This is a genomic window from Serratia sp. CY37869 (assembly GCF_052168895.1).
In the GTDB taxonomy this organism is placed as follows: domain Bacteria; phylum Pseudomonadota; class Gammaproteobacteria; order Enterobacterales; family Enterobacteriaceae; genus Serratia; species Serratia ureilytica.
On record NZ_JBJNLU010000002.1, the window covers coordinates 772,453 to 785,871 of the forward strand.

Here is a 13,419-nt window from a genome sequence, read left to right on the forward strand (position 1 = left end):
GCGGAGCGGTTGCGTCGGGCCCCCGATAACAATAACAACGGAGTGGAGGTACCCATGAATCTCGATCTGCTGGTTGTGGTGATTTACTTTCTGGTGATAGGCGCGGTGGGGTGGATGGGCATTCGCCGCGCCAACTCCAAAGAGGCGTATCTGGTGGCCGGGCGCAACCTGGGGCCGGGGCTGTATCTGGGCACGCTGTCGGCGGTGGTGCTCGGCGGCGCGTCGACCATCGGCAGCGTCAAGCTCGGCTACACCTACGGCATCTCCGGCGTCTGGCTGTGCGGCGCGCTCGGGCTGGGCATTGTGGTGCTGAGTCTGGTGCTGGCCAAACCGCTGCTCAAACTGAAGCTGTATACCGTCAGCCAGGTGCTGTCGCGGCGGTATCACCCGGCGGCGCGGGTCACCAGCGGCGCGATCATGCTGGCGTATGACCTGATGGTGGCGGTGACCTCGATCATCGCCATCGGCAGCGTGATGCAGGTGATGTTTGGCCTGTCGTTCAGCGCGTCTATCCTGCTCGGCGGCGGGCTGGTGGTACTGTATTCGACGCTGGGGGGCATGTGGTCGCTGACGCTGACCGACATCATTCAGTTCATCATCATGACCGTCGGCATGATGCTGGTGCTGATGCCGATGAGCATCGTCAAGGCCGGCGGCTGGGAGGCGTTCACCAGCCTGCTGCCCGCCGGTTACTACCAGCTGTCGTCGATCGGGCTGGATACTATTCTGGTATTTTTCCTGATCTACTTCTTCGGCATTTTGATCGGTCAGGACATCTGGCAGCGGGTGTTCACCGCCCGTAGCGCCAATGTGGCGCGCTTCGCCGGGCTGGGGGCGGGCGTCTATTGCGTGCTGTATGGCGTGACCGGCGCGCTGATCGGCATGGCCGGCAAGATCGTGCTGCCGTCGCTCAGTAATACCGACGGCGCCTTCGCCGCCATCGCGCAGGCGGTGTTGCCGGTCGGCGTCAGCGGGCTGGTGGCCGCGGCGGCCCTGGCGGCGCTGATGTCCACCGCCAGCGCCTGCCTGCTGGCCTCTTCGACCATCGCACTGGAGGACGTGTTGCCGGCCATCCGGCGCAAACCTTCTGGCGGGCTGGCCGCCGGGCGCTTCACCACGCTTTTCATGGGCGCGGTCATGCTGGGGCTGGCGTTTGTGGTGCGCGACGTGCTGGCGGCGCTAACGCTGGCTTACAACCTGTTGGTGGGCGGCATGCTGATCCCGTTGGTGGGGGCTATCTTCTGGCCGCGCGCCACCAGCGCCGGCGCTATCGCCAGCATGCTGACCGGCAGCCTGTGCGTGGTGGGGCTGATGATCTGGCACGGCATCGACGCCAACAGCCCGATCTACGGCGGTCTGGTGGGCGGCGGCGTCGCCTTCGTGCTGGGCAGCCTGCTGAGCCGCCCGGCGCCGCAGCTGCAGACCCAAACCGAGCGTTGAAACGACGAGGTGGGACATGAACAATCGCAATGTGGCGCCACGCCCAAAAATTGAAGTGCGCTCGATAGACTATGTGCCCCGTCACGAGCGGCATGGCAAGGTTTGGCATCAGGCGCCGTTTTGGTTCACCGGTAATTTCGTTTTGACGACGATGGTGGTCGGTTTCACCGGCCCGGCGTTGGGGTTGGGCGCGCTTTATTCAATGCTGGCCATTGTCGTCGGCGTGGGGTTCGGCACGTTCTTCATGGCGTGTCATGCCAATCAGGGGCCGCGCATGGGGCTGCCACAGATGATCCAGTCGCGGGCCCAATTCGGCCTGCGTGGCGCCATCGTTCCCTTTGCCGCCGTGGTGTTTGTTTACATCGGCTTCAACGTGTTCAACGTTATTCTCGCGACCGATGCGATCAACACGGTATTGCCGGGTCATCGTCCGCCTTGGTATGCGTTGCTGATCGCGGTGGCCGTGCTGTTGGCGATCGTCGGCCACGATATGCTGCATGCGGTGCAGCGCTGGCTGACCTATGTGATGATGGCGGTGTTCGGCGTGCTGACGGTCGGTGCCGTGCTGTCGCTGCGGATGGACGCCGTCGTCGGCGCCGGGCATTTTTCGTGGGCGGCTTTTTTGATTCAGCTGTCGGCGGCCGCCGGCTACCAGATCAGCTACGCGGTGTATGTCTCCGACTACTCGCGCTATTTGCCGCATGAAACGCCGTCGGCCAACGTGATCTTTTGGACTTATCTGGGGGCGGCCGGATCGGCGCTTTGGCTGATGTCGCTGGGCGCGTTTCTGGCCTCAGCCTTACCGGCTCCCGATGCGATCGGCAGCGTACAGGCGGTGGGGAATGGCATCTATCCGGGGTTCGGCACGCTGGCCGTGTTGATCGCTGTGCCTTCGCTGGTCGGTATCATGGCGGTCAACTGTTATGGCGCAATGCTGACCAGCCTCAGCGCGATTGACGCGTTCCGTAAAGTGACGCCAACGTTGAAATTACGCATGGCCGGCATCGGCGTCGTCGCTCTGACGGTGTTCGCGGTGGCGTTGGCTATCCCGGCGAGCTATCTCGCCAGCTTCAATACCTTCGTGCTGCTGATGCTGTATTTCCTGGTGCCCTGGACGGCGGTGAATCTGATGGACTTTTACGTGGTGCGCAGCGGACATTACGCGATAGGTGAAATCTTCAACCCGGCGGGGATCTACGGCCGTTGGGGCGGCTCCGGTCTGACGGCCTACGCGATCGGCATGCTGGCGATGGTGCCGTTCATGACGTTGGGCTTTTACACCGGCCCCTTTGCTGTTTTACTGGGCGGCGCGGATATCGCTTTTCTGATCGGCTTGCTGGTGGCCGGGAGCGTTTATGTCGTCATGTGCCGAAAGCTCGATCTTGAAGCCGAACGGCGGGTGGCGTTGCGTTGCGAGGGATTATTGGAAGGAGAACGGGAGTGAAGGAAAAAATCAGCGTCGCATGCTGCCAGTTGGCGCTGCGGGTCGGGGAAGCGGAACATAATCGGGCGCTGTCCGCCCAGGCGATCCGCCGGGCAGCGCAGCGCGGCGCCAACGTCATCGTGTTGCCGGAGTTGGTGAACAGCGGCTACGTGCTGCGCGACAAGGCGGAGGCGCTGGCGTTGGCCGAGGCCGAAGACGGCCCTAGCCTCAGCCTGTGGTGTGCCCTGGCGAGTGAGCTGGATGTGGCGATCGTCGCCGGTTTTTGCGAGCGCCTGCCCGAGGGTGAGGTGGCCAACAGCGCGGCGTTGATCGATGCGCAGGGGGTGAGGGCGATTTATCGCAAAGCGCACCTGTGGCATGAAGAGAGTTTGATCTTTACCGCCGGCGATCGGCCGCCGCCGGTCGTCGAGACGCGTTTTGGCCGGTTGGCGGTGATGATCTGTTACGACCTCGAGTTTCCGGAGTGGGTGCGCTTGCCTGCGTTGGCCGGTGCTCAGCTGCTGTGCGCGCCGGTCAACTGGCCGCTGGCGCCGCGCCCGCAGGGCGAACGGCCGGCGGAGATGGTGAAGGCCCAGGCCAACGCCGCCGTCAATCGGCTGTTCATCGCGGTGTGCGATCGCTGCGAAACGGAGCGCGGCGTTGCGTGGATCGGCGGTTCGGTGATCGTCGACGCCGACGGCTATCCGTTGACGCAGAGCCTGACAGGCGAAGGCATGGTGCTGGCATCGATGGATATCGGCGTAGCCGATGACAAGCACATTGGCCGCCACAATCACGTGCATCGCGATCGGCGGCCGATGCTGTATTGAAGCGGCGGGGCGGTCGGTGGACCCGGCTGCTCCGCAGATCGTCTTCGCCGGTGGGGAAAATCCGCCGTTCTGGCGCTTACAGCCAGCCCGATTTCTTCAGTTTCTGATACAGGAAAATGCAGCCGACGGCGGTCACTCCCAGCGTGGCGTGATAGGCCCACGGGAACTTCAGTTCCGGCATGTCGGCGAAGTTCATCCCGTACAGGCTGAAGACCACCGTCGGGATGGCCAAGATTGCCCCCCAACCCGCCAGCCGTTTCACCACTTCGTTTTGTTTGACCGTCACCAGCGCCAGGTTGACGTGCATGGCGTTGGTCAGCATTTCGCGCATGTCGTCGATATTGCTGACCACCTGATGGGCGTGATCTTGCACGTCGCGCACGTAGGCGCGCAGCTCTTTCGGGATCACCTCTTCGTGCAGGCGGATCAGCTGGTTGCAAATTTCATCCATCGGCAGCGCGGCGTTGCGCAGCGCCAGCAGATGGCGGCGCAGGGTATAGACGTTCTCGATCGCCGCCTGATCGAACTCTGACTGAAACATGTTGGCTTCAATGTTCTCGATGGTGCTCTCGAAGCGCGCCACCACGCTGCGGTAGTTATCCACCACGAAGTCCAACACCGAATAGAGGGCGAAGCCCGGCCCGCGGCACATCTGCTTGTGGTTCTCTTCCGCCTTGGCGCGGATCGGCGCGTAACTGGGCGAAGCGCCGTGGCGCACCGTCACCAGAAAGTTTTTGCCGACGAAGAAGTGGGTTTCGCCGTATTCGATTTCGTCGTGCTCGCCCCACTGCGCGGTTTTCACCACGATGAACAGCGAGTCGCCGTAGGTCTCCAGCTTCGGCCGCTGGTGCGCGCACAGCGCGTCTTCGATCGCCAAATCGTGCAGCCCGAACTCCTCCTGCACCTTGCGCATAAACGCCGGCTCCGGCTGCCTTAATCCCAGCCAGATGAAGGTGTCGGGCTGTTTGACCACCTCACTGATATCGTCGATGGTCACTTCGCCCAGCCGTTGGCCGGCTTTGTACGCTACACAGTTCACCACCATGCTTTTGCTGTCCATCCGTCCATCCATTAATCAGTCAGCGTTTTGGTAAGTAAATAACACTCATGTTCCACCGGATACTCTTTCAGCGTCATTTGCAGCTGATAACCGAGCTTTTCGTAGAACGGCCGCGCCTGAAAGCTGAAGGTGTCGAGGCGGGCGTAGCGGCAGCCGCGCGCCTGCGCCTCGTGCTCGGCGGCGCGCATCAGTCGGCCGCCGAGGCCGCTGCCGCGCTGGGTATCCGCCACCCATAGCCACTCGACGCTCAGCCAGTTGCCCCAGGTTTCGGCGGTCAGGCCGCCGATCACCGCGCCGGCTTCGTCGCGCGCATAGACGCTGAGCGGCTTGCGGTGGCTGGCGTCGATATGCGGCAGGTTGTAAGCGCGCAGGCCTTGCCTGATCGCATCGAGGGTTTGTTCGTCGATCGCGTCGGTAACGGTAATGTCCATTTTTCCTCCTGGGTAATGGATTAACTTAAGCACATGGCGGCTAAAAGGCAACCCGTTGAAATGTAATGCAAACGACCGCGGCCGCTGAGTGGGCTACACTAAACGGGTCATTTCATCTTCAGGAGGACGCCATGCCCCGATTGACTCTGCTGGCCGGTTTGCTGCTGTGCAGCGGCCTGGCGCACGCCGCGCCGACGGTCAGCCAATTGCAGGACGGCCTGGAACACCCTTGGTCGCTGGCCTTCTTGCCGGCGGAACAAGGCCTGCTTATCACCGAACGGCCCGGCCGGCTGCGGCTGTGGCAGCAGGATAAAGGACTGTCGCCGCCGATCGCCGGTGTGCCGCAGGTCTACGCCGAAGGGCAGGGCGGCCTGCTGGAGGTGCTGCCGGCGCCCGATTTCGCCGCCAGCCGCCGGGTGTATCTCAGCTTCGCCGAACCGGGCGAGGGCGGCAAAGCCGGCACGGCGGTCGGCTATGGCCGCCTGAGCGACGATGGCGCGCGGCTGGAAAACTTTAAGGTGATCTTCCGTCAGCAGCCCAAGCTGTCGGTCGGCAATCACTTCGGCGGCAAATTGGCGTTTGATCGGCAAGGCTACCTGTTTATCACGCTGGGCGAAAACAATCAGCGGCCGACGGCGCAAGAGACCGACAAACTGCAGGGCAAACTGGTGCGGCTGACCGCCGAGGGCGCCGTGCCGCCGGACAACCCCTGGGTCGGCCAGGCAGGTAAACGCCCGGAGGTTTGGTCTTACGGCCATCGCAATCCGCAAGGGCTGGCGTTGAACCCGTGGAGTGGCGCAATCTGGGAGCATGAGCACGGCCCGCGCGGCGGCGATGAGCTCAACATCCCGCTGCCGGGTAAAAACTACGGCTGGCCGCTGGCCACCTACGGCATCAACTATTCCGGCCAGCCGATCCCCGAGGCGAAAGGGGAGCGGGTGCCCGGCACCGAACAACCGCTCCACTATTGGCGGGTTTCGCCCGGCCTCAGCGGCATGGCGTTCTATGATGGGCAGCGCTTCCCCGCCTGGCGGCACTCGCTGTTCATCGGCGCACTGGCGCAAAAGGCACTGATTCGCCTGACGCTGAAGGGGGACAAGGTGGTGGCGGAAGAGCGGCTTCTGGGCGATCGCGGCGAACGCATCCGCGAGGTGCGCAGCGGGCCGGATGGTTACCTGTATCTGCTGACGGACGAACGGGACGGCAAGCTGCTGAAGGTCGGGGCGTCGTAACGCCCCGCACGCGTCAGGTGAGTGCGCTCATCACGCCGCGCTGGTAGGCCGGGCGTGCGCGCAGTTGCTGATACCAGCGCTCCATGTTCGGCCGCGGGCGGCGGGCGATCGGCATTTCGAACCAGGCGTAGGCGAAGCTGCCGAGCGGGATATCGCCGAAACCGAACGCGCCGCCGGAGAGGTAAGGCTGGTGCGCCAGCGTCTGTTCGATGACGTCGAAGTGTTTTTCCAGCGTGGCGATCGCCGTTTCGATTTTCGCCATGTCGCGCAGCTCCGGCGCGGTGCGTATCAGGCCCCAAAAGACGATGGTGAAGGCCGGGACAATCGTCGAGGTGGTCCAGTCCATCCATTTCTCGGCGGCGGCGCGCGCCTGCAGATCTTGCGGATAGAACGTCGCGTCGCCGAATTTCGCCGCCAGGTAGCGCACGATGGTGTTGGACTCCCACAGCACGAAGTCATCGTCCTGCAGCAGCGGCACCAGGCCGTTCGGGTTCAACGCGCGGTAACTCTCTTCGTTGACTTTGCCGAACGCCCCGCCGGCGTTGATGTGGGTATAGTTGAGCCCCAATTCGGCGGCGCACCACAGCACCTTCCTGACGTTGTTCGAATTCTCACGACCCCAAATGGTCAGCATGGGATAACTCCGTTAGCGGATAATAAGGACCCTCTATACCTACGCCACAACGCGCTTTTTGTCACACCGCAGGGCACTTTTTGTCTGCCGCTCAGCGTTCCCAGCGGCACACTTCCCAGCCGCGCTCCGCCGCCAGCGCGCTCAGTTCGCTGTCGGGGTTGATCACCGTGGCGCTGTCGACGAATTGCAGCATCGCCTTGTCATTGAGAGAGTCGCTGTAGCCGTGGCTGTGCTCGAACTTCAGGTGCGGGTGCTGCGCCAGCCAGTGCTGCAGGCGGATCACCTTGCCCTGTTGATAGGTCATGGTGCCGTAGGTGTTGCCGGTGAAGCGGCCATCGCTGATTTCCACGCCGATCGCCAGCGCATCGTCGGCGCCGAGCTGTTCGGCGATCGGCGCCACCAGATGCTCGCCGGTGGCGGAGATCACCAGGATGCAGTCGCCGCGTTCGCGGTGCCACTGCAGGCGTTCGCGGGCGGCGGGATAGACGCGCGGCAGGATGTCGCGGCGGATGTAACGCTGCACCCAGCCGGCCACGGTTTGCACGCTCAGGCCGGCCAGCGGCGCCAGCGTGGCCTGCATGTAGTCCTCCATCGACAGCTTGCCCTGATAATAGAGCTGCATCAGCTGCTGCTCCTGCAGTTCCAGCTCCGCCGGCGCGAACCCCTGGCCGACCAGCCAGCGGATCCACAGGCTGGCGCTGTCATCGTCAATCAGGGTTTCATCCAGGTCGAATAAAGCTAAATCCATCAGTATTTCTCCGGCAGGCAGGGTATGAGGTCGTTTACAGGATAGCGGATAGCGCACGTCGCCAGCCAGCGGCGTCGGCGAAATTGCGCAGAGCATAAGAAACATTGATGACGGTTTTGCGACAGTTTGTTGAACGTTTGCATAACTTAGAACGCAACAATATTGGCCGCTCCGGCGAGCGCGGTGATAACTATGAAGCAAATGCAGCTACCCGCTGGGGAGTGACAATGTTGATTATTCGCCTGTATGGCAGCCCGATCGTGATCGGGGAAGAAGAGGAACCGCATGATGACGCATCTGACGACGCAGAAGACGCTGCCGCTGCTGGATCTTTCGCAGCTTGACGGTGATGCGCGCCAACGGCGCGCCTTTCTCGACGATCTGCGCGCGGCGGCTCGCGACGTCGGTTTTTTCTATCTGCGCGGCCACGGCGTGGACGGCGCGCTGAATGCGCGGCTGCAGCACGCCGCGCGGCAATTCTTCGCCCTGCCGGAAGCCGACAAGCTGGCGGTGCAGATGGTGCATTCACCGCACTTTCGCGGTTACAACCGGGCGGCGGCGGAACTCACGCGCGGGCAGCCTGACTGGCGCGAGCAGTTCGATATCGGCGCCGAGCGCCCGGCGCTGACGCTGTCTGATGACACGCCGCGCTGGGCGCGCCTGCAGGGGCCAAACCAGTGGCCGGCGGCGCTGCCGACGCTGAAACCGCTGCTGCTGCAGTGGCAACAGGCCATGACCGCCATGTCGCTGCGGCTGCTGCGCGCTTTCGCTTTGGCGCTGTCGCTGCCGGAGCAGGCGTTCGATCGCTTGTACGGCGAGAAGCCCAACGAGCACATCAAACTTATCCGCTATCCGGGGCGGGACGCCACCGGCAGCGCACAGGGCGTCGGCGCGCACAAGGACTCCGGGTTTCTCAGCTTTTTGCTGCAGGACGCGCAAAAAGGGCTGCAGGTAGAGGTGAGCGAAGGGCAATGGATAGACGCGCAGCCGCGTGAAGACACCTTCGTGGTGAACATCGGCGAGCTGCTGGAACTCGCGACCAACGGCTACCTGCGCGCCACGGTGCACCGGGTGGAAACGCCGCCGGCGGGGCGCGACAGGTTGTCGATCGCTTTCTTCCTCGGCGCGCGGCTGGACGCGGTGGTGCCGCTGTATCAACTGCCGCCGCAGCTGGCGGCGCAGGCGCGCGGCCCGGCCAGCGATCCGCTCAACCCGCTGTTTCGCGACGTGGGCGACAATTACCTGAAAGGGCGCATCCGCTCTCACCCCGATGTGGCGCACCGTTTTTATCAGGACGTCATCGGCGTCTGAACGCCGGGCGTAAAAAAGCCCGGCGCGTCGGCCGGGCTGATGGTGCGCTGATGCGGTGATTATTCCGCCAGCGCCTGCTGCAGATCGGCGATCAGATCTTCCACATCCTCAATCCCTACCGACAGGCGCACCAGCTGCGGCGTGATGCCGGTTTCCAAGCGCTGTTCCAGCGGAATGGAGGCGTGCGTCATGCTGAACGGCTGGCTGATCAGGCTTTCCACGCCGCCCAGGCTTTCCGCCAGGGTGAACAGGCGCGAACGCTGGATGACCCGGCGCGCATAGGCGTCGTCGCCTTTCAGCCGTACCGAGATCATGCCGCCGAAGCGCGTCATCTGGCGCGCCGCCAGCTCATGCTGCGGATGGCTCGGCAGGCCGGGGTAATAGACGTTTTCCACCTGCGGCTGGCTCTCCAGCCACTGGGCGATGCGCAGCGCGCTATCGCTGTGGCGCTGCATGCGCAGCGCCAGAGTGCGAATGCCGCGCAGCGTCAGGAAGCTGCTGAACGGATCGAGAATGCCGCCGACCGCGTTTTGCAGGAAACCGAGCTGTTCCGCCAGCGCCGGGTTATTCCCCACCGCCGCGACGCCCGCCACCACATCGGAGTGGCCGTTAAGGTATTTGGTGGCGGAGTGCACCACCACGTCAAAGCCCAGATCCAGCGGACGTTGCAGATACGGCGAGGCGAAGGTGTTGTCCGCCACGCTGATGAGCTGATGCTTTTTGGCGATCGCGGCGATGGCGCTCAGATCCGCCAGCTTGAGCAGCGGGTTGGTCGGCGTTTCGACCCAGATCATTTTGGTATCCGGCTCGATCGCCTGTTCCAGCCCGGCGAGATCCGCCGGCGACACGTAAGTCACGCGCAGGCCGGCGGTGCGGCTGCGCACTTTTTCCAGCAGGCGATAGGTGCCGCCGTACAGGTCGTCTACCGCGATCAGGTGGCTGTCTTTATCGAGCAGCTCCAGCACCGTGGAGCAGGCCGCCAGACCGGAGGCGAAGGCGTAGCCGCGGCTGCCGCCTTCCAGTTCGGCGATGGCGCTTTCCAGCGCGGTGCGCGTCGGGTTGGCGCTGCGGGAGTATTCGTAGCCGGTATGTTCGCCCGGTGCCGGTTGGGCGTAGGTGGAGGTGGCGTAAATCGCCGGCATCACTGCGCCGGTCGCGTCCGGGGTGTAACCGGCGTGAACGGTCAACGTATCAAACTTGGCCATAATGGATCCTTATTAACGTAATTTTTGGCGCCAGGCGTTAAGCACGTCTGTGCGGGTAATCAGGCCGAGGAAGCGCTCGCCGTCGAGCACCACCGCGACGTGGCCATGGTTGAAGGTGGCCTGTAATTCCTCGTAGCCGGCTTCCTTTTGCAGCGTCTGGACCTGCTTGGTCATCGCGCTGCCGGCCGGCAGGCTGAAGTGGGCGGCGTCGGCCTGGACGGCGTTCAGCAGATCCCACTCATCGATCAATCCGACCACCCGATCGCCTTCCAGCACCGGTAGCTGCGAGATGTCGTACAGCCGCATGCGGGCGTGCACGATCGCCAGCGTGTCGTCCGGCGCGGCGGAAACGGCGGCGCCTTCGTCGTGGCGATAAGCGATCAGATCGCGCAGATCGCCGTGCTGCGGTTTGCTCAGCAGGCCCTGCTCCAGCATCCAGTGGTCGTTATACATTTTAGACAGGTATTTGTTGCCGCTGTCGCAAACGAAGGTCACGACCCGCTTGGGTTCGGTTTGCGCGCGGCAGTAACGCAGAGCGGCGGCCAGCAGGGTGCCGGTGGAGGAGCCCGCCAGCACGCCTTCCTTGCGCAGCAGATCGCGCGCGGTGGTGAAGGCTTCTTCATCGCCGATGCGGTAAGCGTGGCGCACCTGGTCAAAGTCGCTGAGCGGCGGGACGAAGTCTTCGCCGATGCCTTCCACCAGCCAACTGCCCGCTTCGCCGATTTGGCCGTGGTCGAGATAGTCCGCCAGGATAGAGCCGGCAGGGTCGGCCAGCACGAATTCCGTCTGCGGCGAAACCTCGGAGAAATAGCGGCTCAACCCGCCCAGCGTGCCGCCGGAACCGACGCCGACCACGATGGCGTCCACGTCATGATCCATCTGCCGCCACAGTTCGGGCGCGGTGGTGGTGGTATGGGCCGCCGGGTTGGCCGGGTTATTGAACTGATCGATATAAAAGGCGCCGGGGATCTCCCCGGCCAGGCGTTTAGCGTAATCCTGATAATAAGCCGGGTGCCCCTTGCCGACGTCCGAACGGGTCAGCAACACCTCTACCCCCAACGCGCGCAGGTGGAAGATCTTTTCGCGGCTCATCTTGTCCGGCACCACCAGCAGCAGCTTATAGCCTTTCAGCGCCGCCACCAGCGCCAACCCCAGGCCGGTATTGCCGGCGGTGGCTTCGATGATGGTGCCGCCCGGCTGCAGTTTGCCGTCGCGCTCGGCCTGCTCGATCATCGACAGCGCCACGCGGTCTTTGATCGAACCGCCGGGGTTTTGGTTCTCCAGCTTGACGAACAGCCGGCACGGGCCGGTATCAAACTGGGTCAGTTCCAACATCGGGGTATTGCCAATCATCTCGATGACGGAATGGGGGATCGCCATGACTCATCTCCAGGATTATTCGGTATAAAAGTCGTTGTGCGGATGATAGCGCTGAGGATAAGCGCTTTAAAAAGAACAAATAACGGTTATATATGCCATTATGGAATATATTAATCTTTTTTAGACGTATGGAAGCGCAGATGTTTAGCGGTGCAGATGCTTGGCCGTTTAGCCGTGGATGGGGGCGAAAGTGCGCGTCTCGATGCTTTTTTGAACGATAAATGCGTGCCTGCGTACAGTTATGTAAAAATGCTGAAAATTCACGCTAAACCCTGCAAAAATAAGATAAATCACATAAACTCACAGCAAGGGCATTTTCGGTGTGTTGTGTTACCCGCTACGGGCGCCGCAGGGGGTTGCGGCCGGCACGCGCGCACCGGGCCACTCTCGCTGGTTGGCTTAAAACGTGAACATGTTTGAAAGTTAACGCTATTTCAATGGTTTTGAATGGACACTCTGGCGACGTCATGATGAAAAAAAACTTATCCACTTCCCTGAAAAAACTGACCTTCAGCGTAGGCATCCTGTTGCTGGCCGCCCCGGCCGTACACGCGGCCGAGCCGCCGGCGCCGCCGCAGGTAGACGCCAAGGCCTTCATTCTGATGGACTACAACAGCGGCAAGGTGCTGACCGAAGGCAATGCCGACACCCGTCTCGATCCCGCCAGCCTGACCAAGATCATGTCCAGCTACGTGATCGGCCAGGCGATCAAGGCCGGCAAGATCAAGCCGGAAGACATGGTCACCGTCGGCAAAGACGCCTGGGCGCCCGGTAACCCGGCGCTGCGCGGCTCTTCGCTGATGTTCATCAAGCCGGGCGATCAGGTGCCGGTGCTGGAACTGAATAAGGGCATCGTGATCCAGTCCGGCAACGACGCCAGCATCGCGCTGGCGGACTACGTGGCGGGCAGCCAGGATTCGTTCGTCGGCCTGATGAACAACTACGCCAAATCCCTGGGCCTGCAGAATACCCACTTCCTGACGGTGCACGGCCTGGATGCGGAAGGGCAGTACAGCACCGCGCGCGACATGGCGCTGTTGAGTCAGGCGCTGATCCGCGACGTGCCGGACGAATACGCGCTGCATAAAGAGAAAGAGTTCACCTTCAACAAGATCCGCCAGATTAACCGCAACCGGCTGCTGTGGAGCAGCAACCTGAACGTCGACGGCATCAAGACCGGCTACACCAGCGGCGCCGGTCACAACCTGGTGGCGTCCGCCACCGACGGCCCGATGCGCCTGATCTCGGTGGTGCTGGGCGCGCCGAGCGATCGCGTGCGCTTTAGCGAAAGCGAAAAGCTGTTGACCTGGGGCTTCCGCTTCTATGAAACCGCGACGCCGATCAAGGCCGATAAACCGTTCGTCACCCAGAAAGTGTGGTTCGGCGACGTCAGCGAAGTGCCGCTCGGCGTGGCGAAAGACGCCTCGGTCACCATTCCGAAAGGGCAGATGAAAAACCTGAAGGCCAGCTACAAGCTGACCCAACCGACGCTGGAAGCGCCGCTGGCGAAAAACCAGGTGGTCGGCACCATCGATTTCCAGCTGGACGGCAAAACCATCGAACAGCACCCGCTGGTGGTGATGCAAGAGGTGAAAGAGGGCAACTTCTTCAGCCGCATCTGGGATATGGTGATGATGAAGCTGAGCCAGTGGTTCGGCGGGATCTTCGGCTGAATAGCCTGATGTAAGGAGCGCCCCGGGCGCACCATCCTCGACCAAGCCGCAA

The 13,419-nt window shown here is 62.7% G+C and carries 13 protein-coding genes; 7 read left to right on the forward strand and 6 right to left on the reverse strand.

Annotation, left to right across the window (positions count from 1 at the left end; translation table 11 throughout):
• Window positions 1-54 precede the first annotated feature (54 nt).
• The 3 genes from ACJ8J1_RS13990 to ACJ8J1_RS14000 are packed head-to-tail and all read left to right on the forward strand — an operon-like array spanning window position 55 to window position 3,693.
• Window positions 55-1,440 (forward strand): sodium:solute symporter, encoded by a 1,386-nt coding sequence (locus tag ACJ8J1_RS13990; protein ID WP_033642490.1) that lies wholly within the window; start codon window positions 55-57, stop codon window positions 1,438-1,440.
• 16 nt (window positions 1,441-1,456) lie between these two features.
• Window positions 1,457-2,884, forward strand: a complete 1,428-nt coding sequence (locus ACJ8J1_RS13995) for a purine-cytosine permease family protein (RefSeq protein ID WP_033642491.1) — start codon at window positions 1,457-1,459, stop codon at window positions 2,882-2,884.
• Complete coding sequence (locus tag ACJ8J1_RS14000) at window positions 2,881-3,693, forward strand: nitrilase-related carbon-nitrogen hydrolase (RefSeq protein ID WP_033642492.1); 813 nt, start codon at window positions 2,881-2,883, stop codon at window positions 3,691-3,693. The genes ACJ8J1_RS13995 and ACJ8J1_RS14000 overlap by 4 nt, the downstream gene beginning before the upstream one ends.
• Before the next feature lie 76 nt (window positions 3,694-3,769).
• On the opposite strand, the gene ACJ8J1_RS14005 is transcribed toward ACJ8J1_RS14000, so the two are convergent.
• Entirely contained in the window at window positions 3,770-4,753 is a 984-nt protein-coding gene (locus ACJ8J1_RS14005; RefSeq protein ID WP_033642493.1) for a magnesium and cobalt transport protein CorA, read from the reverse strand.
• A gap of 11 nt (window positions 4,754-4,764) precedes the next feature.
• On the reverse strand, window positions 4,765-5,184 hold the full coding sequence (locus ACJ8J1_RS14010; protein WP_033642494.1) for a GNAT family N-acetyltransferase: 420 nt from the start codon (window positions 5,182-5,184) through the stop codon (window positions 4,765-4,767).
• 131 nt (window positions 5,185-5,315) lie between these two features.
• On the opposite strand from ACJ8J1_RS14010, the gene ACJ8J1_RS14015 reads away from it, so the two are divergent.
• Window positions 5,316-6,416, forward strand: coding sequence for a PQQ-dependent sugar dehydrogenase (locus tag ACJ8J1_RS14015; RefSeq protein ID WP_033642495.1), 1,101 nt, complete (start codon window positions 5,316-5,318; stop codon window positions 6,414-6,416).
• A gap of 13 nt (window positions 6,417-6,429) precedes the next feature.
• Here the strand turns inward: ACJ8J1_RS14015 and ACJ8J1_RS14020 are convergent, their stop codons facing one another.
• Window positions 6,430-7,050, reverse strand: a complete 621-nt coding sequence (locus tag ACJ8J1_RS14020) for a glutathione S-transferase family protein (protein WP_033642496.1) — start codon at window positions 7,048-7,050, stop codon at window positions 6,430-6,432.
• A 91-nt stretch (window positions 7,051-7,141) separates the two neighbouring features.
• Window positions 7,142-7,798 (reverse strand): HAD family hydrolase, encoded by a 657-nt coding sequence (locus tag ACJ8J1_RS14025; RefSeq protein WP_033642497.1) that lies wholly within the window; start codon window positions 7,796-7,798, stop codon window positions 7,142-7,144.
• A 107-nt stretch (window positions 7,799-7,905) separates the two neighbouring features.
• Here ACJ8J1_RS14025 and ACJ8J1_RS14030 point away from each other — a divergent pair, with 107 nt between their 5' ends.
• Together ACJ8J1_RS14030 and ACJ8J1_RS14035 are read left to right on the forward strand one after the other, a co-directional pair.
• Window positions 7,906-8,142, forward strand: coding sequence for a hypothetical protein (locus ACJ8J1_RS14030; protein WP_071845076.1), 237 nt, complete (start codon window positions 7,906-7,908; stop codon window positions 8,140-8,142).
• Window positions 8,087-9,109 carry an isopenicillin N synthase family dioxygenase gene (locus ACJ8J1_RS14035; protein WP_033644235.1) on the forward strand — a complete coding sequence of 341 codons (1,023 nt, stop codon included), beginning with the start codon at window positions 8,087-8,089 and terminating at the stop codon, window positions 9,107-9,109. The genes ACJ8J1_RS14030 and ACJ8J1_RS14035 overlap by 56 nt, the downstream gene beginning before the upstream one ends.
• A gap of 59 nt (window positions 9,110-9,168) precedes the next feature.
• Here the strand turns inward: ACJ8J1_RS14035 and ACJ8J1_RS14040 are convergent, their stop codons facing one another.
• Both ACJ8J1_RS14040 and ACJ8J1_RS14045 read right to left on the reverse strand, forming a co-directional pair.
• A complete protein-coding gene (locus ACJ8J1_RS14040) occupies window positions 9,169-10,314 on the reverse strand; it encodes a trans-sulfuration enzyme family protein (RefSeq protein WP_033642498.1) in 1,146 nt (381 codons plus the stop codon).
• A 12-nt stretch (window positions 10,315-10,326) separates the two neighbouring features.
• Window positions 10,327-11,694, reverse strand: a complete 1,368-nt coding sequence (locus tag ACJ8J1_RS14045; RefSeq protein ID WP_033642499.1) for a pyridoxal-phosphate dependent enzyme — start codon at window positions 11,692-11,694, stop codon at window positions 10,327-10,329.
• Window positions 11,695-12,161: 467 nt separating this feature from the next.
• Here ACJ8J1_RS14045 and ACJ8J1_RS14050 point away from each other — a divergent pair, with 467 nt between their 5' ends.
• Window positions 12,162-13,367: a serine hydrolase gene (locus ACJ8J1_RS14050; RefSeq protein WP_033633487.1), complete on the forward strand. Its 1,206-nt coding sequence runs from the start codon at window positions 12,162-12,164 to the stop codon at window positions 13,365-13,367.
• Window positions 13,368-13,419: the final 52 nt, after the last annotated feature.